Source organism: Aeromonas sp. s4 (assembly GCF_040907855.1).
GTDB lineage: Bacteria > Pseudomonadota > Gammaproteobacteria > Enterobacterales > Aeromonadaceae > Aeromonas > Aeromonas caviae.
The window spans coordinates 14,713-37,010 of sequence record NZ_JBFOCP010000020.1; the positions used below are offsets into that span (position 1 = coordinate 14,713).

Here is a 22,298-nt window from a genome sequence, read left to right on the forward strand (position 1 = left end):
CTCAACGCCAGTGACCGCCCATGACAAGGGAGATGATGAGCCCGAAGCCCACTCGGTCAGCTGAAAGATGAGAGTCCGTTGTTCTCCCTGATACCGGAGCCTAACCGGTATTAAAGAAACCATTCCCCAGCAGTGTCTGTCGTTTCTGCGTGCCTCGCCCTATAGGCGTCATGATCCTGCGGGTCTGGCGGACACGGCCTGCGCAGGGTTGCCCTCGGATCGGCGCGGAGTGTACACACTTACCGCAGCCAGTGACAATAAAAAATCGTGTTAAAAAACGGGTTTTCATCGGGGGGCAAAATCTCGCTGCCAGCAAGGCGGGCTCTGGGATGGCGGGGGATGGGAGTGCGTGGGCGAGGTGATGAAAATAACCAACACGTCACGCTTTTTGGGTCACCCCTTGCCAGCGCTGGGCCGAGGGGAAATTCAGCTTTTTCGCAATTGCTTAACCAGTTTTTATTTTGGAATTTTTATGCAAACTACCGAGCAATGATCCCTGCCCCTCCCCCTCGATGACCCTCCTCTCCCCCACAAAGTCATCAAAAACTGCGCTGACGCAATAAGCGGCGCCGCCGTCTTGGCCACAATGACTCCTCTTTCGTGACCCGAGGCTTGCCCATGAACACCCTGCTTTCGCGCTTTCTCCACTACCTCACCTTTCATACCCGTTCCGATGCGACCAATCCTGCCTGCCCCAGCAGCGAGGGACAGCGCCTCTTCGCCCGGGCCCTGTGCGACGAAATGACGCAGATGGGGCTGAGCCAGGTCACCCTGGACGAGCATGGCTACCTCACCGCCTGCCTGCCGGGCAACCAGCCGGATGCCCCCGCCATCGGGCTCATTGCCCACATGGACACCGCCGATTACGAGGCCGAGTGCGTCGTTCCCCAGATAGTCGAGAACTATCAGGGGGGCGATATCTGCCTTGGCAAGGGGGACGAGGTGCTGGCCATCCGCCAGTACCGCTTTCTGAAAAACTACCTGGGGCAGGATCTCATCACCACCGACGGCACCACCCTGCTGGGGGCCGACGACAAGGCGGGCATCGCCGAGATCCTCACCGCCGTGGAATACCTGCAGGCTCACCCCGAGATCCCCCGTGGCGATGTCTGGGTCGGCTTTACTCCGGACGAGGAGATAGGGCGCGGTGCCGACCGCTTCCCGCTGGACCGCTTCCCGGCCAAGTGGGCCTACACGGTGGATGGCGGCGAACTCGGCGAGCTCGAATGCGAGAACTTCAACGCCGCCAGCGCCACGGTGCGCATCACAGGCAACAACGTCCACCCCGGCACCGCCAAAGGCAGCATGATCAACAGCCAGACCCTGGCCGCCCGCTTCCATGCCGCCATGCCCGCCGAGCAGACCCCGGAGTGCACCCAGGGGTATGAGGGCTTCTTCCACCTGGCCCGGATGGAAGGCACGGTGGAGGAGACCACCCTGCACTACCTCATCCGCGACTTCGACGATGACTGCTTCGCCGCCCGCAAGGCCCAGCTCAAGGAGCGGGTCGCCTCCCTGCAACTGGACGCCCCCAGGGCGCGCATCACCCTGGAAATAGCGGACAACTACCGCAACATGCGCAGCCAGATAGCGCCCCATCCCCACATCGTCGAGCTGGCCAAAGCCGCCATGGAGGCCGCCGACGTGGTGCCCAAGATCAAACCCATTCGCGGCGGCACCGACGGCGCCCGGCTCTCCTTCATGGGGCTGCCCTGCCCGAACCTGTTCACCGGCGGCCACAACTTCCACGGCAAGCACGAGTTCATCCCCCTGCAATCCATGGAAAAAGCGGTCGCCACCCTGGTGGCGCTGGTGCGCCTCACCTCTGCCTGGCGGGCAGAGTAAGGGGGCAAGGACGGGGCTCGCCCCGTCATCAAACCGTCACCCAACCGACACACGAAAGGCACGCAGGGGCGTCAAGCTGGGGCAAAGTTCAGCGGAGCCTTGCCCATGTTCGACGTCGATACCCTGCTGGGGCAGCACCTGCCCCGCCTCGCCAGCCAGCCCCGCCTCCGCCCCCTGATGAGGCAGGGGCTGAGCTGGTTGCTGCACGAAGAGGCCTTCACCCGCTTTGCCGCGCGCCATCCCCACCTGCGCGGTCTGGACTTCGTCGAGCAGGCCCTCACCGAGCTCCACTTCGACTACCGGGTGAGCGAGGCCGAGCTCGAGCACATTCCCGCCAGCGGCCGGGTCATTCTTGTCGCCAACCACCCCATCGGCTCCCTGGACGGGCTGGCCCTGCTGCGCCTCATCGGGCGCATCCGCCCCGACGTCAAGATAGTGGCCAACCAGGTGCTGGCCCAGCTCGCGCCGCTGCGCCCATTGCTATTGCCGGTGGACAACCTGGGGGGCAAGACCGACAGGCAGGCCATCCTCGCCATGAACGAACACCTCGCCGCCGACGGGGCCCTGGTTATCTTCCCCGCAGGCGAGGTCTCCCGCCTCGGTCCCAAGGGGGTGAAGGATGGCCCCTGGCAGGCCGGCTTCATCAAGCTGGCCCAGCGCAGCCGAACGCCCCTGGTGCCCATTCACCTGGGAGGGCGCAACAGCCTCTGGTTCTATCTCGCCTCCTGGCTCAACAAGCCCGCCTCCGCCCTGCTGCTGGTACGCCAGCTGTTTCGCCAGCAGGGGCAGACGCTGCCGGTGACCATAGGGGCGCGCATTCCCCTCGCCAGTTTTCAGGAGCTGCCGGCCAAGACGGCGGCCCGGCTGGTGCGCGGCCACCTCTACCGAATCGCTCGGGGCAAGGCAGGACGGTTGCAGACCGAGGCCCCCATCGCCCTGCCGGAGGATCGCCGCCTGCTGAAACAGGCCATCGACGGGTGCGAGCTGCTCGGCCAGACCCCGGACGGCCAGCGCATCCTGCTCTATCGCCGCCACGAGCAGAGCCACTCGGTGATCCTGCGTGAGCTGGGGCGCCTGCGGGAGATCGCCTTTCGGGCGGTGGGGGAAGGCTCGGGCAAGCGGCGGGATCTCGATGCCTTCGACGATGACTATCACCACCTCATCCTCTGGGATCCCGCCCGCCTCGACATCATCGGCGCCTACCGTTTCGCCCCGGTGGCCGAACGGCTGGCCAGCAAGGGGCTGGATGGCCTCTACAGCCACACCCTGTTCGGCTTCGAAGAGAAGCTGCTACCCCGGCTGGAACAGGCCATCGAGCTTGGCCGCAGTTTCATCCAGCCCGCCTACTGGGGCAAGCGGGGGCTCGATTACCTCTGGTTCGGCATCGGGGCCTATCTGGCCCGCTATCCCCAATACCGCTACCTGTTCGGGCCCGTCACCCTCTCCGGCAGCCTGCCGCCGGCGGCCAAGGATCTGCTGGTGAGCTTCTATCGCCAGCACTTCGCCCCCACCCTTGCCCTCGCCCCTTCCCGCCGCCCCTATCCCGCCACACCGACGCTGTTCGAGGGGCGCGATTACGGGGATGACCTCAAGGTGCTCAAGGCCGGGCTCGACAACCTGGGCTGCGCCATTCCCACCCTCTACAAGCAGTACGCCGAGCTGTGCGAGCCGGGGGGCGTGCAGTTCATGGACTTTGGCATCGACCCGGACTTCAACCACTGCATCGACGGCCTGGTGTGGGTGGACGTGAGCCGCATCAAGCCCCACAAGCGGGCCCGCTATATCGGCCTCCCCGCCGGGGAAGCGCTGGTCACATCTGGCGACCGTTGACCGGGGGCCGCAACGAAAGAGGGAGGCCTGCGCCTCCCTCTTTCACATTATGGGTGATGCCGCCTACTCGGCTGCGGGTTTGCGATCCGCATGGCCGAGATCCCGCTCCGGGGCGATGACATCCCGCACCCGCTGCTTGATCTCCTTGGCCTCGGGGAAGCCCTCGTCGGCCACCCTGTCCCACACCAGCACCCCGTCCACCAGGATACGAAACTCCCCCTTGCTGGCGGGCACCAGGGCCACCTCTCCCAGTTCGCCGTCGAAGGTGGAGAGCAGCTCCTGGGCGAGCCAGGCGGCCCGCAGCATCCAGCGGCAGAGGGTGCAGTAACGGATTTCGATGCGCGGTTTCGCGAGGGGCAAATGAGTGTCTGTCATGGGGTGACTCCGTGAAAATCGGTCAACCAGTGGCGAGCAATGCGCTGCATGGTGGCCTGGGGCAGTTCGTGAAGGCCCGGGGTGGATGCCTGATGGGCCAGTTGGTGCACCCCTTCGATGATCTCCGCCAGCACCAGGTAGACATATTCGCCGATGACGGCGCCGTGGACGAAGTTGACCGCCTCCCCCCGGTTGAGCAAAAAGATGGTGCTGCCGTCCGGCCGGGTCAGGGCCAGCACATGGGGACACACCTCCTCGCTCGGCCAGGGCAGCTGGGCGAGGCTGAAGGCGAATTCGTCGTCGGCGGAGGTGACCGAGGCCAGCATGGCGCCGGGGCGCAGGGCCTGCAGATCGGTGATGTCGAGGGAGCCGTTGCCGGTGGAGCAGATCACCAGCTCGGCGCGGCCCAGGGCCTCGGCCTTGTTCACCAGCTTGAAGCCGTGGGAGAGCGCCTCCACCTGGCGCAGGGCATCCGTCTCCACCAGCTCCAGATGCAGGTTGCGACAGCGCAGTTCCCGGGCGATGCTGCGCCCCACCTTGCCATAGCCGAACAGGGCGGCCTGGCAGACATTGAAGGTACGCCTCAGGGTACGCGCCAGGGACTCCGCGGAGTAGACCACGCTCAGGCCGATCTGGATATCTTCCGCCTGCTTGAGGGGGCTGCGGGCCACCGAGATGACGGGGGCCGCCAGGGACTCCTGTTCGTAGCGCTGATGGCCGTTCTCGGTCATCTCCACCACCCCGATGAAGCGGGCGCCAAAGTGCTCGGCCAGTACCGCCTGGCTCTTGGCGAAGTAGCCGCCGATGTCGAGGATGATGAGCCGCTCGTGGGACATCACCAGGGGGGCAATCTGGGCGATCACCTCACCGGGATCCGAGGTCCAGTGGCGATTGAGGGGCAGCACGGGGTAGTGCTGCTGGGCCCAGGCCAGCGTCGGCCCGTGCACGGACTTGGGTTTGGGCAGGATGGCACCGACCCGGCCCACCCGATCGAGCACCTGGATGAAGTCGGGTCTGTCGGGAAGCAGGTGGGTCACCAGCAGGATGCAGAGATCCCCAAGACATCCCTGTTCGGTGAAATGGCGAAAAAACAGATGCTCAGATCCCTGACTGTGCAACTGTGGCCTCCTTAGCGTGCCGCGGGAAAGCAGGCAAACAGAACCCGGCATAGCCGGGTTCTGTGTGTATCCAGATAATTGAAAATCCTTTTTATCCGAAAGCACCATGGGTCTCAATCTTTATCTGTCCAGACTTTGACAAGCCCATCAATTTCTAAGGTAATAGCCTGTTTTTCATGCAGAAATCAGTAAAGTGACGCCTCTGGCCATACCCACCACAGACTCACTCCGGCACCGACGGCCGCCACCAGGATCAAGACCCCCCAGCGAGAGAGTCCCGGGCGCCCGTGCAGGGCACGTTCCAACAGCGGCAACAGCCAGACCGGCAGCAGCACCAGCAGGGGCACTTCCACGTACTGCCAGGCGAGCATCTGCACGAAGGCGAGTGAAAGCCCCAGGGCAGCCGGGATCACCTTGACCCCTGCAAAGGCGCCGAGCAGGGCACGGAATCCGGCAAACGCGGCCAGGGCCCCCGTCAGCTGGGCGATGAGCAGGCTGCCATCGATGCCGATGACCAGCGCCAGCCAGATGAAGGCCAGGGCGAAGCCGAGCCCCTCCTCGCTGTCACCACGCCAGCTCGTCCAGCCAGACCAGAGGATGGCGGGCAGCAGGGCCAGCCAGATCCCGGGCTCGCTCGCCAGCACGGAGGCCAGCCCCTGCCACCACACCAGGGCGCCCAGCACCCCGAACAGCGCGAGGGCGATCCCCTTGCTGGTACCCTGGGTCAGGGCGGGCACCAGCAGGGTCAGCGGCAGCCACTGCCACGCCTTGACCGGCAGGCCATAGGCACCGCCCAGCAGGCAACCCACCAGCCAGATCCCCAGGGCACCCCACAGATAGCCCAGCCGCGGCCAGCGCCACGACAGCAAAGCGGCCCCTAAAGGAGCCGCCAGGGTTTGAAGCAGGAGTGCTGCGCCCATTACTTGCGCACGCCTTCAACGAACAGGTTGATGGTCATCTCGTCAGGGATGTTCGGCACCATGTAGTTCACGCCGAACTCGCTGCGCTTGATGGTGGTGGTGGCGTTGAAGCCGCTGCGGTAGCCGCCCCAGGGATCCTTGCCTTCGCCGATGTGGACCAGGTCGAAGGCCACGTCCTTGGACACGCCGTGCAGGGTCAGGGTGCCCTTGAGTACGCCTTTGTCCTTGGTGCCTTCATAGCCGGTGCTGACGAAGGTCATCTTGGGGTACTGCTTCACGTCCAGGAAGTCGGGGCTGCGCAGGTGCTTGTCGCGGGCCTCGTGGTTGGAATCCACGCTGGCGGCATCGATTTCGAAGCTCGCCTTGGCCGCCGCCGGGTTGGCGTCGTCCATGCTGAAGGTGCCACTGAAGGTGTTGAACCGGCCGACCAGTTCGGAGAAGCCGAGGTGGCCCACCTTGAACTGGACTGTGGTGTGCGCTGCATCGACATCGTAATCGGCAGCCATCAGGGGAGCCGCCATAAACAGGCAAGAGGCCAGCAGGGCCTTGGTCATTTTCATTCCGATCGTTCCTTCATTGGGGGTTCACAACGGTGTCCAAAATGCTAACCTCCTATCGAGAATAGATAATCATCGATTTATTAAAATAATTATCAACCGAGAGTGGAATATGGATCAGATAGCCGCCATGCGCACCTTCATCAAGGTGGTGGAGTGCCAGAGCTTCACCAAGGCCGCCCATCAGCTCGGGATCTCGGTCGCCATGACCTCCAAGCTGATGCAGCAGCTCGAGGAGTCCCTCTCCACCCGGCTGCTGTCGCGCACCACCCGCCAGGTCAATCCCACCGAGGCGGGCCAGTTCTACTACCAGCGCTCCCTGGCCCTGCTGGCGGAGCTGGAAGAGACCCACAGCCAGCTCACCCACAACAACCAGCAGCCCCAGGGCACCCTCAAGCTCTCGGTGCCCATGGATTTCGGCTACCTGCACCTCTCCCCCGCCCTGCCCCTGTTTCGCGAGCGCTACCCGGACTTGAAGCTCGAGATTGAGTACAGCGACCGGCGGGTGGCCCTGGTGGAGGAGGGGTTCGATCTGGCCCTGCGCATCGGCAACCTGCCGGACTCCTCCCTGGTGGCCAAGCCGCTCGCCATGATGAAGATGGTGGTGTGCGCCAGCCCCGACTACCTGGCCCGCCGGGGCAGGCCGAAGACCCCGGAGGATCTCAAGCAGCACGACTGCCTCATCTACACCCTGACCCAGCCGGACTGGGTCTTCAAACGGGATGGGGAGGAGCACAGCATTCGCCCCCAGGGACCCCTTCGCGCCAACAACGGGGTGGCCCTGACCCGGGCCGCCTGCGACCACCAGGGCATCATCTTGCAGCCCACCTTCATCGTGGGGGATGCGCTGCGCTCGGGGGCGCTGGTCCCCTTGTTGCTGGAGTGGGAGAAGGGGCAGGTGGGGCTCTATGCCCTCTATCCGCACCGCCGTTTCGTGTCGGCCAAGGTGCGCTGCTTCATCGAATTCGTGCAGGAGCGCTATCTGGCGCCCCACTACTGGGACAGGGAGACCTGAGCCCGGGCTCAGGGGGTGGGCATCAGCTCGGCCACCAGCAGGTGATCCTGCTGGCTCATCTGCCAGCGTGGCAGACGCTGGCGCAAGGCGGCGAGCTCGGCCTCCCCCAGCGCATAGGGCAGGGTGACGTGCAGGCAGTGGCAATCCAGCATGGCCGCCAACTGCATCATCAGGGCGAGGTTTGCCTCGTCGCTCTTGTGCTTGTTGATGCGCTTGCCGAGCTCGTGGCGAAAGTGGGTCTCGGGATCCTGGGTCATCGCCTGCCAGCCGTAACCAAAGAGCGGGATGAAGGCGCTGACGATGCCAAGGGCGGTGAGGGGCCGTTTGGGCGGGTGATAGAGGGCGTTGAGATCCAACAGGATGGGGCTTTGATGGGGCTCACGACTGCCGGATAAAATAGTATTGCTCATTGGATTACCCTGTTGATTCCTCTAGACTTCGCCGCATATTTGACCTGACATGCCAACGAGGTGCTGATGCTAAGCGATATCGAGATCTCCCGCCAGTCCCCCCGCCTGCCCATCGCCGAGGTGGCAGCACAGCTCGGCATAGCGGCCGCCCATCTCCACCCCCACGGCCATTACAAGGGCAAACTCGACCTCGCGCTGCTCCATCACGCCCCCACCCGCGAGCCCGGCAAGCTGGTGCTGGTGAGCGCCATCACGCCCACCCCCCTTGGGGAGGGCAAGACAGTCACCACGATCGGCCTCTCCATGGGGCTCAACCACATCGGCCAGCCCAGCATCGCCACCATTCGCCAGCCGAGCCTCGGCCCCGTCTTCGGGGTCAAGGGGGGCGCCGCCGGGGGTGGCATGGCCCAGGTGGTGCCGATGGAGGAGATGAACCTGCACCTCACCGGGGATTTTCACGCTCTCACCGCCGCCCACAACCTGGCCTCTGCCGCCCTCGATGCCCGCCTGTTCCATGAACGCAAACTCGGTGACCAGTTCAGCGCCAGAACCGGCCTGGCGCGGCTCGATATCGACCCGGCCAACATCCTCTGGCCCCGCACCCTGGACATGAACGACCGGGCGCTTCGCCACCTCACCCTCGGCCAAGGCGGCGCTGCCGATGGTGTCGAGCGCCCCGATCGCTTCGTCATCACCGCCGCCTCCGAGCTGATGGCCATTCTGGCGCTGGCCAGGGATCTCAAGGACTTGCGCGCGCGTATCGGCCGCATCCAGCTCGCCCTCGACCAGCGCGGCCAGCCCATCACCGCCGAGCAGCTGGAAGTGGCGGGGGCCATGACGGTGCTGCTCAAAGACGCCCTCAAGCCCACCCTGATGCAGACCACGGAGCAGACCCCTGTGCTGGTCCACGCCGGCCCCTTTGCCAACATCGCCCACGGCAACTCCTCCGTCATCGCCGATCGCATGGCGCTGGGTCTTGCCGACTATGTGGTGACCGAGGCGGGTTTTGGCTCCGACATGGGGCTGGAGAAGTTCTTCAACATCAAGTATCGCCAATCCGGCCTCGCCCCCGCCTGCGTGGTGCTGGTGGCCACGGTGCGCGGCCTCAAGGCCAACAGCGGCCTGCTCGACATCCGGCCGGGCCAGCCGCTGCCGGCCAGCCTGCAAGGGGAAGATCTGCCCACCCTGACAGCGGGGTGCGCCAACCTCGCCTGGCATATTCACAACGCCCGCCGTTACGGGGTGCCCGTGGTGGTCGCCATCAACCGCTTCCCCACCGACAGCGACGCCGAGCTGGCCCTGCTGGAGGCGGCGGCGCGCCAGGCCAGTGCCTGTGGCGTCGCCCTCTCCCGGGCCTTCACTGATGGTGGCGCGGGTGCGGCGGATCTGGCTCACGCCGTGGTGGCGGCCTGCAAGCAGCCCAGTGAGGTCAGGCTGCTCTACCCCGATGAGATGAGCCTTGCCGCCAAGCTCGCCACCCTGGTGGAGTGCGGCTATGGCGGCCGGGGCGTCACCCTCTCGGACAAGGCGCGCCAGCAACTGGCCAGACTCTCGGCAGAGGGCCAGGATCACCTGCCCGTCTGCATGGCCAAGACGCCGCTCTCCATCAGCCATGACCCGGCCAGGAAGGGCGTGCCGACGGACTTCGAGGTGCCCATCGAGGAGGTGAAACTCTGCGCGGGGGCAGGCTTCGTCTATGCCCTGGCAGGCCCCATCATGACCATGCCGGGCCTGGGCAGCCTGCCGGCCTATCGCCATATCGACATCGACGATGACGGGGAGATTGTCGGCCTGAGCTGACGGCGCCCAGGTCCAGCCAGAAACAACAAGGCCCCGCCAATCGGCGGGGCCTTCTGCGCTGTGCCGGGTGACAGCAAGACTCAGAGGGTGAAGCGCTGGGTCATATGGTGCAGCGAGGTGGCCAGCCTACTCAGCTCGACGCAGGCCTGGGCGGTCTGCTGCGCCCCCTGGGCATTCTCGTCGGCGGCGGTGTGGATCTTGACGATGCTGCGATTGAGCTCCTCGGTGACCGCGTTCTGCTGCTCGGTGGCGGTGGCGATCAGGGTGTTCATGTCGGTGATCTGGGTGACGGCACCGTTGATGCTGTCGATGCTGCTCCCCGCCTCCCGCGCCAGCTCCACGCTCTCCTGCATCTGCTGACGGCTCAGTTGCATGGCGCTGCCCGCCTCGGCGGTGCGCTCCTGAAGCACTTCGATCATCTTGCTGATCTCGGCGGTGGACGCCTGGGTGCGCTGGGCCAGACTGCGCACCTCGTCTGCCACCACCGCAAAGCCACGCCCCTGCTCGCCAGCCCGGGCCGCTTCGATGGCCGCATTCAGTGCCAGCAGGTTGGTCTGCTCGGCGATGCCGCGAATCACGTCCAGCACCATGCTGATGCTGGCGCTGTCGGTCTCCAGTTGCTGCACCACGCTCCCGGCCTGCTCTATCTGACGGGAGACCTGCTCTATGCTGCCGATGGCGCTGCGCACCACCTGGTTGCCCTGGGTGGAGGTGCGGGAAGCCTGCTTGGCCGCCCCCATGGCGTCCGTGGTGTTGCGAGCCACCTCATTGACGGTGGACTGCATCTCGTTCATGGCGGTGGCGACCTGAGAGACCTCTCCCTGCTGGCTTGCCATGCCTTTGGCGGACTGCTCGGAGATGGCGCTCACCTCCTCTACCGCGCTGCTGAGCTGGCTCACCGAACCGGAGATTTCGCTCACCAGCTCTGCCAGTGCCCCCTGCATCCGGTCGATGGCCGACCCCAGCTGACCCAGCTCGTCGCGGTTGAAGCGGTTGCCGCGGACCCACTCCTGCAGCTCGCCCCGACCGAGATCGCCGCTCGCAATGCGCTGGGCCTGACGGGCCAGCATGATGAGCGGGTCACGGATCTGGCGGGTCAGCACCACGGAGAGGGCGACAACCAGGGCCAGGCCGATCACCAGGGCCAGGGTCACACTCAGCTTGGCGCTGTCAAAGGCGGCGATCACCTCGGCGCGGGAGCCCACGGAGTAGCCGTGGTTGATGCGGATGAGATCCCCCACCGACTTGCTCAGGGTGGTGTAGAGGGTGACCCCCTCCCCCATGAAGAGGTGCCGGGCTTCGGCCATCTGTCCCGAGTCCTGCATCTGCCGGATGCGCTGGTGCAGGGCGACATATCGCTCCCAGTCCGCCTTGACGATGTCAAAGGCGCGGCGCTCCTCCCGATCCTCCGCCCAGATGGTGCCATCGTGGGCCACTATCTGGCGCGCAGCCTCTTGCAGGCTCTTCTCGCTCTCGTTGCGATAGTGGGCCTTCTGCTGGGCATCGTCCGCCACCAGGAAGACATCCAGTTCGTAGCGGCGCAGGGCATTGATGGTCTCGCCGAGGGTGCTGGTGCGCACGACGGCGGGCAGGATACTGTCGGTAAAGCCGATGGCGGCGCGGTTCATCTTGCTGAATTCAAACAGCGAGAAGCCGCCGATAAAGGCCATCATCAGGCCGAGTACGGCAAAGCCGGCGGTAAGTTTTTTGCCTATCGTCATGGTGTTCATGGCATGTCCTGCATGGGGAAAACAAGTGGCATTGCTGGGCGCAGGCCTGGCCTGGCCTGCGCCTTCACTACCCTCCTTGGCAGCACATCTCGTCCCTGTCGGCGCGCACAAGGGCGGCCCGGGGGTGTCGGCGTCAACCAGACCGTCCGACAACACACAGAGCCATAGCGACCGGCACGGTCACAACTTTAGGTATTTTTCAAAAAAAGTGAGGGAAAGGAGACGGGGCCTGTCGGCGACAGGCCCCGGGAGCACTACCCTTTCAGACCACCGAGGAACTCGGCGCGGGTGTCGGGCTGGGTCTTGAAGACGCCGCCCAGAGAGGTGGTGGTGGTGTAGGAGGTGGAGTCCATCACGCCACGGGCCTTCACGCAGAAGTGGGTCGCCTTGATGCTGATGGCCACGTCCCTGGTGCCAAGCAGGGTCTGCAACGCCAGCAGGATCTGCTGGGTCAGCCGCTCCTGTACCTGGGGACGGCGGGCGAAGAACTGCACGATGCGGTTGATCTTCGACAGGCCAATCACCTTGCCGCGGGGAATGTAGGCCACGTGGGCAAAGCCGTCTATGGTGACGAAGTGGTGCTCGCAGGTGCTGGTGAGGCTGATGTCCCGCACCATGATCATCTCGTCCACCTTCATCTTGTTCTCGATCACCGTCACCTTGGGGAAGGTGGCATAGTCGAGGCCGGAGAAGATCTCGTTCACGTACATCTTGGCAATGCGGTGCGGGGTCTCGGCCAGACTGTCGTCGGCCAGATCCAGTCCCAGCGTCTCCATGATGGCGCGCATATGACCTTCGATTTTTTCCTTTTTCTGCTGGCCGCTCAATTCATTGGCCACCAGAGGTGTCTCAAGGCCCTCGGCCTCGAGCGCCGCCCTGACCAACAGGGCTTCCTGGCTTAAGCTCGTCATCGTGTTTCTCTCCCACGCTCAGGGACTGTGCTGGCCTGCGGCATGGTGCCGCGGCGCAATCTTACAGGGCGATTATTGTCATAATTCTGTCTAACTCAAGCCCGGTGCCCGACTTTATGCCAAACCACCCCGTTTTGTCCGCATCGGCCTGCCCATTCGGGGGCAAGGCGCACGGCCGTGCCGCCTCTTCCCCACCTGCCATCCCGCGCAAGCCTCGCCCTGGTTACCCATCAGGAGGTAATTCAACGGGATAGCGCCCCAGAATCCGATCACACCGGGGCATCTGCCCCCCATTACCGCACCTTCGGCCTGCCCATCGGAGCGGATTTTTGGGATAATCCGCCCCCTACACACCAGAGAGGTCATGATGATGGGATTCGATACCGGTGCACTCCTCCCCTTGGACAAGGCCCTGCAAGGGATGCTGGAACAACTCACCTGCTGCTGCGAGACGGAGCAGTTGCCCCTGCCCCAGGCGCTGGATCGGATCCTGGCCGAGGAGATAAGCTCCCCCCTCTTCGTCCCCCCCTTCGACAACGCCGCCATGGACGGCTATGCCGTGCGCCTGGCGGATCTCGCCGCCGGGGTGCCGCTCCCCGTGGCGGGCAAGGCCTTTGCGGGCCAGCCCTATGAGGGGGAGTGGCCCGCCGGCCACTGCATCCGCATCATGACCGGGGCCCCTGTGCCCCCGGGTGCAGACGCTGTGGTGATGCAGGAAGAAACGCAAGCCGGCGACAACGGGATCACTTTCCTGACCCACCCCGTTGCTGGCCAGAACATCCGTCGCCGCGGCGAGGATCTGGCGCAGGGTGCCCAGGTGCTCGAAAGCGGCCTGCGCCTGAGCCCCAGAGAGCTGCCGCTGCTCGCCTCCCTTGGCATCGCGAACGTCACGGTGCGCCGTCCCCTCAGGGTCGCCATCTTCAGCACAGGGGACGAGCTCAAGCCTCTGGGCACCCCGCTCCAGCACGGGGACATCTACGACTCCAACCGCTACGGGGTCAAGGCGATGCTGAGCCGCATGGGCTGTGAGTGCCTGGACCTTGGCATCATCCCCGATGATCCGGCTGCCCTGCGCGCCGCCTTCTTGCAGGCCGACCGCGAGGCCGATGCCCTGATCACCACCGGGGGCGTCTCGGTGGGGGAAGCGGACTTCACCAAGCAACTGCTCGAAGAGCTCGGGGAAATTGGCTTCTGGAAGCTCGCCATCAAGCCGGGCAAACCCTTCGCCTTTGGCCGGTTGCCAAACGCCTGGTTCTTCGGTCTGCCGGGCAACCCGGTCTCCGCCATGGTCACCTTCGATCAGCTGGTGCAACCGGCTCTGGCCAGGCTGGCCGGTCAGCAGTTTGCACGCCCGCACCCCCTCCAGGCCCTGGCGACAGAGCCGCTCAAGAAGAGCCCGGGGCGCCTGGACTTCCAGCGCGGCATCCTGAGCGTGGGCCCGAATGGCCTCGAGGTACGCAGCACCGGCTCCCAAGACTCCGGGGTGTTCAGCTCCCTCTCCCGGGCCAACTGCTACATCGTGCTCGAACAGGAGCGCGGCAAGGTAGCCGCCGGTGAGACGGTCACCGTCGAGCCCTTCTCGGGGCTGCTGCTGTGAGCGAGATCCTGAGCGACGCCGAGCTCCTTCGCTACAACCGCCAGATCGTGCTCAAATCCTTCGACTTCGAGGGGCAGGAGGCGCTCAAGCAATCCCGCGTGCTGGTCATCGGCGCCGGGGGCCTCGGCTGCGCCGCCAGCCAGTATCTGGCGGTGGCCGGGGTCGGCCACCTCACCCTGGTGGATTTCGATCGGGTGGAGCTCTCCAATTTGCAGCGCCAGGTGCTGCACAGCGACGCGCGCATCGGCCAGCTCAAGGTGGAGTCCGCGGCGACGTCCCTGCGCGCCCTCACCCCCTGGCTCGAGGTGGAGACCCACGCCGCCCTCGCTGACGAGGCGCTGCTCGATGCCCTGCTGCCAGGCCATCAGCTGGTGCTCGACTGCACCGACAACGTCGCCATCCGCAACCTCCTCAACCAGCGCGCCCGCCAGCACAAGGTGCCCCTGGTCAGCGGCGCCGCCATCCGGCTCGAAGGGCAGCTCTGCAGCTTCACCTGGCAGGAGGATGAGCCCTGCTACGCCTGTCTCAGCGCCCTCTTTGGCGAGCAGGCCCTCACCTGTATCGAGGCGGGGGTACTGGCCCCCGTGGTGGGACTGGTGGGCAGTCTGCAGGCGCTCGAGGCCATCAAGCTGCTGGCGGGCATGGGCAAAAGCTACAGCGGCCGCCTGCTGATGATCGACGGTCTGGGTGGCAGCTTTCGCGAGCTGAAACTGCCCAAACGCCCCGACTGCCCGGTCTGCTCAAGACCCTGAGCAGCGCCCACAAAAAAGCCGAACCCCGGGGTTCGGCTTTTTTCATTGGGCTGCGGGTCGTCATAAAGGGCCTAGAAGATCCCCTTCGCCTTGACCTTCTTCATGCTCGCCACCTGGTTCGAGAGATCTTCGATGAGGGGCTCGGCCAGCTCGGACGAGCCAGCCCCCCGGGCGGGCTGGCTGGCCAGGCGCTGGATCAGGCGGTGCTGTTCGCGAATGAGCCGGGACTGCTCCTCCAGCTGGCGGGAAAGCAGCTGGATGCTGCCCGCAAGGGGGGCCAGATCCGCCTCTCCCCCCGCCGTCGGCAGCTTGCCCGCGATGGCCTCTGCCAGCAGATCGTGATCGAGCGGGGCCGGCAGCCCCTGCTTCAGCTCGTCCCAGAGCCCGGTGGGCTGCTGCTCGCCGATGCGGCTCACAATCTCGTCCACCAGGCTGTCCGGAAGTGGCGCCGCCGCCTGCTGACCCAGACGCTGAACGATTTCATCCGCCAGCCCCCGGTTGTCCCCCTGCCCCAGCTGGGGAGCCAGCCTGGCCACGATTTCATCGATCAGGGTATCGGTCGCCACGGGCGCACTCCCGTCCCCCAGATCGAAGCCGCAACTGGCGAAGACATGGCGCAGGGTCGAGAGGTTCACCTGCTCCGGGCCGAAGGCATTGGCCATCCCCTTGCACAGGCTCGGTGCCAGCACATACAGGAACATGCCGCTGAGGTAGATGTCCTTGTGAAAACGGCTCTTGGAGAAGTCGAACTCCTCCACGTCGTCCTGGATCTTGCGCGCCCGCTGATACCAGCTTTGCAAGATCCCGGCCGCATAGCGATCAGACTCCAGCGCACCCGGATCCATGAAGATGGAGAAGGTCATGCGCTTGAGTTGACTACTCATCGCCGACCTCGGCCATCACAGGCGCCTCACGGTACACCTCTTCCTCTTCCGTGGTGTAGAGGCAGATCTCCCGCGCCAGGGCAGACTGGGCATCGTCCAGCAGCTCCACCCGCTCCCCCAGAGTCGGGTAGGCAGCCTTGATGGCATCGACGATCAGGGACGCGCCGCCACCGACCAGATAGATCCGGTTCGGGTTCTTGGCGAACTTCTTCGCCTCGTGGGCCACCTGGGAGCCGAGCTCGTCGATCTTGTTCTGCATCTTCTCGAGGATCTTCGGGATCTGGCTCTCGTCGTTGACCACGTCACGCACGAAGCTCATGTCGTGGCGGCGCTTGATGAATTCGTTGGCCACCAGATAGCTCGAATCGCTGTCTGCCGCCGCCAGCGCCTTGCGGGTCGCGTCGGTTACCATGGAGACGCCGATCTCGTTGTTGCCATACACATCGGAAACGTCGTCAAACTCGCCGACGATGATCCCCATGTCCAGGGTGGTGCCACCGCAGTCGATCACTAGCGTCTTGGTGAACTCGTTGCAGCCCGAGCCAATCAGGCGGGAGAGCGCCGCCGGCAGGCTTTCCGGCATCACCTCCACGCTGACGATGTTGAACAGCTCACCCTTGTTGAGGCTGATGGCCCGCATCAGGTTGCGGCGCTTCTTCTCGATCTTCTCCTCGTTGCGCTGACAGTCATCCGGGTTGTAGAACTCGGTGATGGGCAGGGTCACGGTGATGGCCACATCGCAGGGGGTCACGCCGGTCTGCAACAGGGCATGGTGCACGGAGAGCAGGTTGAGATCGTCGTACTGGTACTCCACGTGGGTGGTGGCCAGGGACTTGTCGGAGGTGGCGTCGTAGGTGTACTTGGTGTTGCCTATCTCGTAGTTGTAGATCTTCTTGTCCTTGCGCAAGGCGGCACTCTTCCAATCCTTGCGAAAGGAGTTGGGGGAGATGATGGTCTTGAGCACCTTGTTCTCAATCCAGCTCACCTTGACGTTGGTTGAACCATCGTCGATGGCCATTTTCATTACTTCAGACATGAGGAAATACCTGTTCAATAGGGCAAGATGGGTCCGATTGCCTTGCCATCTGCCACTGGCAAGGCGATCGGACCAATACATACACGGGGGATCAAGGTCAAAAGGCGACAAGTCTAATGGGTTTCTAAAATCCGGTGAAGCAAATGATTGAACCCGGCAGGATCTTCCGCCGGCCAGGCGTGGTGACCATCCGGGGTGTGGATGGTGGCATTGGGCAGGGAGGCGAACTGCTCCACCCGCCGCGCCAGGGGCAGATAGTCGTGACTGGTGGAGATGATGGCCACCGGCTGCCAGAGGGTGCCGAGACGAGCCCGCACCGACCAGCCGGGCAGCGCCTCCAGCAGCGCCTTGTAGGTCTTCTTTTTGTTGCGCACGAAGCGCCCCCGGAAGGTGTGGCGCACCTGGGCGAGATCGGGGCCGGGAAAGAGCTCGCGACCGAGCCACCACGCCAGCGGCCGCATGCCGAACCAGCGCAGCCACTTGAGGCGCATGGCATAGCGCTCCTGCTCCTTTGGCGTCTCCAGCAGAAATTCGCTGAAGCCGTTGACCAGCACCAGCCCCTGCACCTTGTGGGGCAGTTGCAGCGCCAGCTCCAGCGCCACCATGGCACCGAGCGACAACCCCACTACCCAGGCAGGCTCGGGCTGTTCGTCGAGCCAGCGGGCCACATCCGCCGCCAGGGTGGGCACGTCAAAGGGCCCCTCCTGCATGCTCTGGCCGTGGCCGCGCAAGTCGATGGCCACCACCCGGTAGCGCTCGGAAAAACGCTCGATCTGCGCCTGCCAGTCGAGGCTGGAAGAGCCCAACCCGTGCAGCAAGAGCAGCAAGGGCCCCTCCCCCGCACTGCGCAGGGCCAAGCCATGGGATTTCATTACCTGATTGCGACGCACCCGTCCCCCCTTTCTCGACGCCATGCCGGCCACTCATGACCAGCCAATCCGTACTCCGGTCCCCTGTCTACCCCTCTCCCACCAGGCTCACCGCCTTGATGTAGGCGTAGAGGCGCATGGCCGGCGTCAGGGCGAGCCGCTGCGCGGAGCGGCTGGTGATCCGGGCCAGCAGTATCTGCTGCCCGAGAGCCAACTGCAACAGGGTCTGCCCCGGTCGCACCTCCCGCACCTCCAGCAGCCGGGTCTCGAGGCAGTTGGAGAGGCTGGAGTGCACGATGGGCTCGGTGGCGATCACCAGATCCCGCGCCGCCACCTTGATCTGCAAGGGGCCTGCTTCATCGGGGGCATGCTCCATGGTCACCATCAGGGTCTGCTCCCCGAGTCGCAGGGTTGCCATCTGCTCGTGCTCGTCGTAGTGGGCCAGGGTCGCCGATAGCATGACCCCGACGTCGTCGCGACTGGCCAGCGACAGGTCGGTGCGGGCGAAGATCTCCTCGGGGGTGCCCTTAGCCTCCACCCGTCCCTCTGCCAGCAGCACCAGTCCATCGCAGAGCAGGCTCACCTCCTCCATGGCGTGGCTGACGAAGATCATGGGGATGCCGCTCTCCTGCTGCAAGCCCTTGAGCACGTGGGCCTGATGGATGCGGCTGCGCCTGTCCAGCGCCGAGAAGGGTTCGTCCAGCAGCAGCAAGTCGGGCTCGGCCAGCAAGGCCCTGGCCAGTGCCACCCGCTGACGCTGCCCGCCGGAGAGGCCGTGGGCCGGTTGCCCCAGCAGCTCGGCAAAGCCGAGGCGCGCAGCCAGATCCTCTGGCTGCCAGCGCCCCCTCCCCTTGCGAGCCGCCAGTTGCAGGTTGCCGAGCACGCTCAGGTGGGGGAAGAGACGAGCATCCTGAAACACCAGCCCGATGCGCCGCGCCTCGGGGGGCAGGGCTGCAAGCTCGCGCCCCTGCCAGCGCAGGGCATCGCCCGGGGCCTTGTCGAGCCCGGCGATGATGCGCAGCAGGGTGCTCTTGCCACAGCCCGAAGGACCGAACAGGCCGAGGATGCGGCTGGGGGGCAGCGCCAGATCGCACGCCAGGGTGAAGGGGCCGAAATCACGTCTGGCCTTGAGGTAGAGGCTCATCCGAACAGCCTCCGTTGCCGACGTTGCAGCACGCCGTAGACCAGCACCAGCATCACCAGGGAGAAGCCCATCAGGCCGCCTGCCAGAATATGGGCATTCTGGTAATCCATCGCCTCCACGTGATCAAACAGGGCGATGGAGAGCACCTGGGTCTCCCCGGGAATGTTGCCGCCGATCATCAGCACCACCCCGAACTCCCCCAGGGTGTGGGCAAAGCCCAGCGCCGCCGCCATCACGAAGCTGGGCAGCGTCATGGGCAGGATGATGCGAAAGAAGCGCTCAAACGGGCCCATCCCCAGGGTGGCGGCAGCCTCCAGCTCCTTGTTGCCCATGTTGACGAAGGCGGAGGTGAGGGGCTGTACCACGAAGGGGAGCGAATAGATGACGGAGGCGATGAGCAGGCCGAGGAAACTGAAGGCGAGCGGGGCTCCGAAGGTCTCCCGCCACCAGCCACCGAGGCCGTACTCCGGGGAGAAGGCCAGCAGCAGATAGAAACCGAGCACGGTGGGCGGCAGCACCAGCGGCAGGGCCACCATGGCTTCCACCAGAGGGCGCAGCCGGTGCTGGCTGCGAGACAGCCACCAGGCGAGCGGCGGCGACAGCAGCAGCAGGATGGCAGTGGTGCTGGCCGCCAGTTTCAGGGTCAGCCAGACCGCCAGCAGATCCCCTTCACTCATAGGGTCCCCTCTCGGGTGTCGATAAAAAACAGGGCGCCGTCATGACGGGCGCCGCCTTGGGACACGTCAGGCACCGGATCTGGCCAGCACGGAGCTGGCCTGCAGACGCCGGGCGCTTACTGCGGCAGGGCGTAACCCGCCGCCTTGATCTGCGCCTGTCCCGGCCCCTTGAGCCAGGCGACCAGGGCATCCACCGCCGCCCCTTTCTTCAGCACCAGGGCCTGCTGTTCGATGGGGGGATAGAAGCTAGCCGGCACCGCCCAGGCTTCGCCGGTCTTGCCCGCCTCCACCAGATTGGCCCAGGCGACAAAGCCCAGCTTCGCATTGCCGGTGTCGACGAACTGCCAAGTCTGGCTGATGTTGGTGCCGGTCAGCACCCGATACTGTTTGGGATCGATCTTGAGATGAGCCAGGGTCGCCATGGCGGCGGCGCCATAGGGCGCTGTCTTGGGGTTGGCGATGGCCAGCTCCCCCTGCCAGTGGCGCAAGGTGGCCTCGTCAGGGGCAGGCCCCCCCTTCTGCCAGAGGCCGAGCTGACCGATGGCATAGGTGAAGCGTTCGCTCCCCTTGCCTTCCGACTCCAGCTTTTGAGGGGTCGCCACGTCGGCCGAGAGGAAGAGATCGAAGGGCGCACCGTGGGTGATCTGGGTATAGAGCACGCCGGTGGCCGCCGAACTGATGACGACGCTGTGGCCGGTCTTGGCGGTGAACTCCTTGCCGATGCGCTCTATGGTGCCCTTGAAGTTGGCCGCCACCGCCACCTTGACCTCGTCAGCCAGCACAGTCCCGCTGTAAATGCCGCCGGCCCCCAGCACCAACACGGATACCCATCTCTTCATTCCTTTGCTCCTTATGTTCCGGCACGCCGGATCGATTGACACGAGCTCGAGGCTCACTCCCCTTGTTGCCAGCGGGCCAGGGCGGCGTCATCGCTCGCCCTGGCCTCGACCCAGCGTTGCACCCCGTCGGCGGTCAGCTCTTTTTTCCAGAACGGCGCCCGGGTCTTCAAGAAATCCATGATGAAGTGGCAGGCCTCGAAAGCCGCCTCGCGGTGGGCGCTGCTCACCACCACCAGCACGATCTGATCCCCGAGCAGCAGCTCGCCGATGCGGTGAATGAGGGTACACTCCTGCAGCGGCCAGCGGCTGCGGGCCTCGGCCACGATGCCCGCCAGCGCCTTCTCGGTCATGCCGGGGTAGTGTTCGAGGGCCAGCCCCTTCACATGCTCCCCCTGATTGAAGTCGCGCACCTTGCCGACAAAGCTGACAATCGCGCCTGTGTCCTGCCGGGCAGCGAGGCGGGCATATTCGTCAGCCAGCGAGAAGTCAGCCCGCTGCACCAGAATGCGATCTGTGATGGCTACGTCGCTCATGGCTCAACCTCCGGTCACCGGCGGGAAGAAGGCGACCTCATCCCCGTCATGGAGGGGGGTATCCAGCGGCACCAGGGTCTGGTTGACCGCCACCAGGAGCTTGCCGGATTCGAGCGCCAGCGCCCACTTGTCACCCCGCTCGCTCAAGGCGGCGCGAAGGGCATCGGCACTGGCGTAGTCGCAAGGCAGGCTCAGCTCGTCGCAGCCGACCAGCTCACGCACCTGCGCAAAAAACAGAACCTTGATCATGCCTGCTCTCCTTTGGTCTCACCCAGTTGGAAATGACCGGATTTACCGCCCTTTTTCTCCACCAGACGCACCTGCTCGATCACCATGTCCTTTTGCACAGCCTTGCACATGTCGTAGATGGTCAGGGCCGCCACCGAGGCGGCGGTGAGCGCCTCCATCTCCACCCCGGTCTTGCCCGAGAGCTTGCACAGGGTGCGGATATGGACCCGATTGTGCGCCACCTGGGGGGCTATCTCTACCTCCACCCGGGTCAGAGCCAGGGGATGGCAGAGGGGAATAAGGTCGGCGGTCTTCTTGGCCGCCATGATGCCGGCGATGCGGGCGGTGGCGAACACGTCCCCCTTGTGGTGCTGACCACTCAGGATCAACGCCAGGGTCTCGGGGGCCATGGTCACGAAAGCCTCGGCGCGGGCCTCGCGTTCGGTCACCTGCTTGTCGGTGACATCCACCATGTGGGCCTCGCCGCTCTGGTTGAGATGGGTCAGGTTCATCTATGCCCCTATCGAAAAATAAGATGGATGATCCGGGTTTACTCCCGGGATCACAGATGGGTCACGAAGTTGCACGGCCGGGTACGGGCGTCGAGCTGATCCCGGATAAGCTGTTCCCAGCCCAGACGGCAGGCGCCGGTGGAGCCGGGCAGGCAGCAGATCAGGGTGCGATTGGCGAGCCCTGCCAGGGCACGGCTCTGCATGGCGGAGCCTTTTATCTCGGCAAACGAGAGCTGGCGGAACATCTCGCCAAAACCCTGCACCGTGCGCTCGAACAGCACGCCGACCGCCTCGGGCACCCGGTTCTGCTCGTTGAAGCCGGTGCCGCCGTTGATGAGCACCACCTGGACTCCCTCGTCGGCAATCCAGTCGCTCACCTGGGCGCGGATGCGAAACAGGTTGTCTGGACAGAGCGCCCGGTCGGCCAGCACGTGGCCGGTCTGGGTCAGGGCCTCGACCAGATAGTCCCCCGAGCTGTCATCGGCAGCGGTGCGACTGTCGGAAACCGTCAGGACGGCGATCTTGAGAGGGATGAATTCGCTGTGTTTGGGTGCCATTGGGGCCATTCCTGTCAATCATTGACCACGAGAGGATGAGGTGAACGCGCCGCACCGTGGTGCCAGCCATGAAAGGAGCCGGTGGGCGCCGCGTTGCCGGGAAGGGATTCTATCAAAAGATGTCTGGCTGGGGGGCGTCATTGCCCATTAATCTCGAAG

At 64.9% G+C, this 22,298-nt stretch carries 23 protein-coding genes; 6 read left to right on the top strand and 17 right to left on the bottom strand.

All coding sequences use genetic code 11. From position 1 onward, the window contains the following. Positions 1-618: 618 nt before the first annotated feature. Complete coding sequence (gene pepT, locus AB5Y89_RS05600) at positions 619-1,845, top strand: peptidase T (protein ID WP_045525358.1); 1,227 nt, start codon at positions 619-621, stop codon at positions 1,843-1,845. A 105-nt stretch (positions 1,846-1,950) separates the two neighbouring features. Then, complete coding sequence (locus AB5Y89_RS05605; RefSeq protein WP_368223068.1) at positions 1,951-3,675, top strand: lysophospholipid acyltransferase family protein; 1,725 nt, start codon at positions 1,951-1,953, stop codon at positions 3,673-3,675. A gap of 63 nt (positions 3,676-3,738) precedes the next feature. Here the strand turns inward: AB5Y89_RS05605 and AB5Y89_RS05610 are convergent, their stop codons facing one another. The 4 genes from AB5Y89_RS05610 to AB5Y89_RS05625 all read right to left on the bottom strand — a co-directional run bounded on the left by AB5Y89_RS05610 (position 3,739) and on the right by AB5Y89_RS05625 (position 6,648). Next, a complete protein-coding gene (locus tag AB5Y89_RS05610) occupies positions 3,739-4,050 on the bottom strand; it encodes a SelT/SelW/SelH family protein (RefSeq protein WP_010674179.1) in 312 nt (103 codons plus the stop codon). Continuing rightward, a complete protein-coding gene (locus AB5Y89_RS05615) occupies positions 4,047-5,168 on the bottom strand; it encodes an adenosylhomocysteinase (protein WP_103259839.1) in 1,122 nt (373 codons plus the stop codon). Before AB5Y89_RS05615 ends, AB5Y89_RS05610 begins: the two co-directional genes overlap by 4 nt. 185 nt (positions 5,169-5,353) lie before the next feature. Next, positions 5,354-6,088 (bottom strand): hypothetical protein, encoded by a 735-nt coding sequence (locus AB5Y89_RS05620; RefSeq protein WP_109112719.1) that lies wholly within the window; start codon positions 6,086-6,088, stop codon positions 5,354-5,356. Next, positions 6,088-6,648 carry a YceI family protein gene (locus AB5Y89_RS05625; RefSeq protein ID WP_010674176.1) on the bottom strand — a complete coding sequence of 187 codons (561 nt, stop codon included), beginning with the start codon at positions 6,646-6,648 and terminating at the stop codon, positions 6,088-6,090. Before AB5Y89_RS05625 ends, AB5Y89_RS05620 begins: the two co-directional genes overlap by 1 nt. 109 nt (positions 6,649-6,757) lie before the next feature. Between AB5Y89_RS05625 and AB5Y89_RS05630 the strand changes: the two genes are divergently transcribed. Beyond that, a complete protein-coding gene (locus AB5Y89_RS05630; protein ID WP_039038856.1) occupies positions 6,758-7,660 on the top strand; it encodes a LysR family transcriptional regulator in 903 nt (300 codons plus the stop codon). A gap of 8 nt (positions 7,661-7,668) precedes the next feature. On the opposite strand, the gene AB5Y89_RS05635 is transcribed toward AB5Y89_RS05630, so the two are convergent. Beyond that, positions 7,669-8,070: a hypothetical protein gene (locus AB5Y89_RS05635; protein WP_010674174.1), complete on the bottom strand. Its 402-nt coding sequence runs from the start codon at positions 8,068-8,070 to the stop codon at positions 7,669-7,671. Positions 8,071-8,136: 66 nt separating this feature from the next. Between AB5Y89_RS05635 and AB5Y89_RS05640 the strand changes: the two genes are divergently transcribed. Beyond that, on the top strand, positions 8,137-9,870 hold the full coding sequence (locus AB5Y89_RS05640; protein WP_368223070.1) for a formate--tetrahydrofolate ligase: 1,734 nt from the start codon (positions 8,137-8,139) through the stop codon (positions 9,868-9,870). A gap of 80 nt (positions 9,871-9,950) precedes the next feature. Here AB5Y89_RS05640 and AB5Y89_RS05645 read toward each other — a convergent pair whose 3' ends face one another. Then, positions 9,951-11,600 (bottom strand): methyl-accepting chemotaxis protein, encoded by a 1,650-nt coding sequence (locus tag AB5Y89_RS05645; RefSeq protein ID WP_368223071.1) that lies wholly within the window; start codon positions 11,598-11,600, stop codon positions 9,951-9,953. A gap of 254 nt (positions 11,601-11,854) precedes the next feature. Next, positions 11,855-12,511, bottom strand: a complete 657-nt coding sequence (gene folE / locus AB5Y89_RS05650) for a GTP cyclohydrolase I FolE (protein WP_010674171.1) — start codon at positions 12,509-12,511, stop codon at positions 11,855-11,857. A 370-nt stretch (positions 12,512-12,881) separates the two neighbouring features. Between folE and moeA the strand changes: the two genes are divergently transcribed. Next, positions 12,882-14,108, top strand: a complete 1,227-nt coding sequence (moeA, locus tag AB5Y89_RS05655; RefSeq protein WP_368223086.1) for a molybdopterin molybdotransferase MoeA — start codon at positions 12,882-12,884, stop codon at positions 14,106-14,108. Continuing rightward, the gene (gene moeB / locus AB5Y89_RS05660) at positions 14,105-14,860 is read left to right on the top strand and encodes a molybdopterin-synthase adenylyltransferase MoeB (protein WP_368223072.1); all 756 of its coding nucleotides are present in this window, start codon (positions 14,105-14,107) and stop codon (positions 14,858-14,860) included. The genes moeA and moeB overlap by 4 nt, the downstream gene beginning before the upstream one ends. A gap of 71 nt (positions 14,861-14,931) precedes the next feature. Here moeB and AB5Y89_RS05665 read toward each other — a convergent pair whose 3' ends face one another. The 10 genes from AB5Y89_RS05665 to moaB all read right to left on the bottom strand — a co-directional run bounded on the left by AB5Y89_RS05665 (position 14,932) and on the right by moaB (position 22,139). After that, entirely contained in the window at positions 14,932-15,744 is an 813-nt protein-coding gene (locus tag AB5Y89_RS05665) for a hypothetical protein (protein WP_234927658.1), read from the bottom strand. Beyond that, positions 15,737-16,780: a plasmid segregation protein ParM domain-containing protein gene (parM, locus tag AB5Y89_RS05670; protein ID WP_223302530.1), complete on the bottom strand. Its 1,044-nt coding sequence runs from the start codon at positions 16,778-16,780 to the stop codon at positions 15,737-15,739. The genes AB5Y89_RS05665 and parM overlap by 8 nt, the downstream gene beginning before the upstream one ends. 113 nt (positions 16,781-16,893) lie before the next feature. Further along, positions 16,894-17,670, bottom strand: coding sequence for an alpha/beta fold hydrolase (locus AB5Y89_RS05675; RefSeq protein WP_042017457.1), 777 nt, complete (start codon positions 17,668-17,670; stop codon positions 16,894-16,896). 67 nt (positions 17,671-17,737) lie between these two features. Continuing rightward, positions 17,738-18,793, bottom strand: a complete 1,056-nt coding sequence (gene modC / locus AB5Y89_RS05680; protein WP_368223074.1) for a molybdenum ABC transporter ATP-binding protein — start codon at positions 18,791-18,793, stop codon at positions 17,738-17,740. Further along, positions 18,790-19,470, bottom strand: coding sequence for a molybdate ABC transporter permease subunit (gene modB, locus AB5Y89_RS05685; RefSeq protein WP_010674165.1), 681 nt, complete (start codon positions 19,468-19,470; stop codon positions 18,790-18,792). The genes modC and modB overlap by 4 nt, the downstream gene beginning before the upstream one ends. A 116-nt stretch (positions 19,471-19,586) precedes the next feature. Beyond that, positions 19,587-20,309: a molybdate ABC transporter substrate-binding protein gene (modA, locus tag AB5Y89_RS05690; protein WP_368223075.1), complete on the bottom strand. Its 723-nt coding sequence runs from the start codon at positions 20,307-20,309 to the stop codon at positions 19,587-19,589. Positions 20,310-20,362: 53 nt separating this feature from the next. Then, complete coding sequence (moaE, locus tag AB5Y89_RS05695; RefSeq protein WP_124244893.1) at positions 20,363-20,842, bottom strand: molybdopterin synthase catalytic subunit MoaE; 480 nt, start codon at positions 20,840-20,842, stop codon at positions 20,363-20,365. Between the two features lie 3 nt (positions 20,843-20,845). After that, the gene (moaD, locus tag AB5Y89_RS05700) at positions 20,846-21,091 is read right to left on the bottom strand and encodes a molybdopterin synthase sulfur carrier subunit (RefSeq protein ID WP_010674162.1); all 246 of its coding nucleotides are present in this window, start codon (positions 21,089-21,091) and stop codon (positions 20,846-20,848) included. Further along, positions 21,088-21,582 carry a cyclic pyranopterin monophosphate synthase MoaC gene (gene moaC, locus AB5Y89_RS05705; RefSeq protein ID WP_151028417.1) on the bottom strand — a complete coding sequence of 165 codons (495 nt, stop codon included), beginning with the start codon at positions 21,580-21,582 and terminating at the stop codon, positions 21,088-21,090. Before moaC ends, moaD begins: the two co-directional genes overlap by 4 nt. Positions 21,583-21,632: 50 nt before the next feature. Then, complete coding sequence (gene moaB, locus AB5Y89_RS05710; RefSeq protein ID WP_039038846.1) at positions 21,633-22,139, bottom strand: molybdenum cofactor biosynthesis protein B; 507 nt, start codon at positions 22,137-22,139, stop codon at positions 21,633-21,635. Positions 22,140-22,298 lie beyond the last annotated feature (159 nt).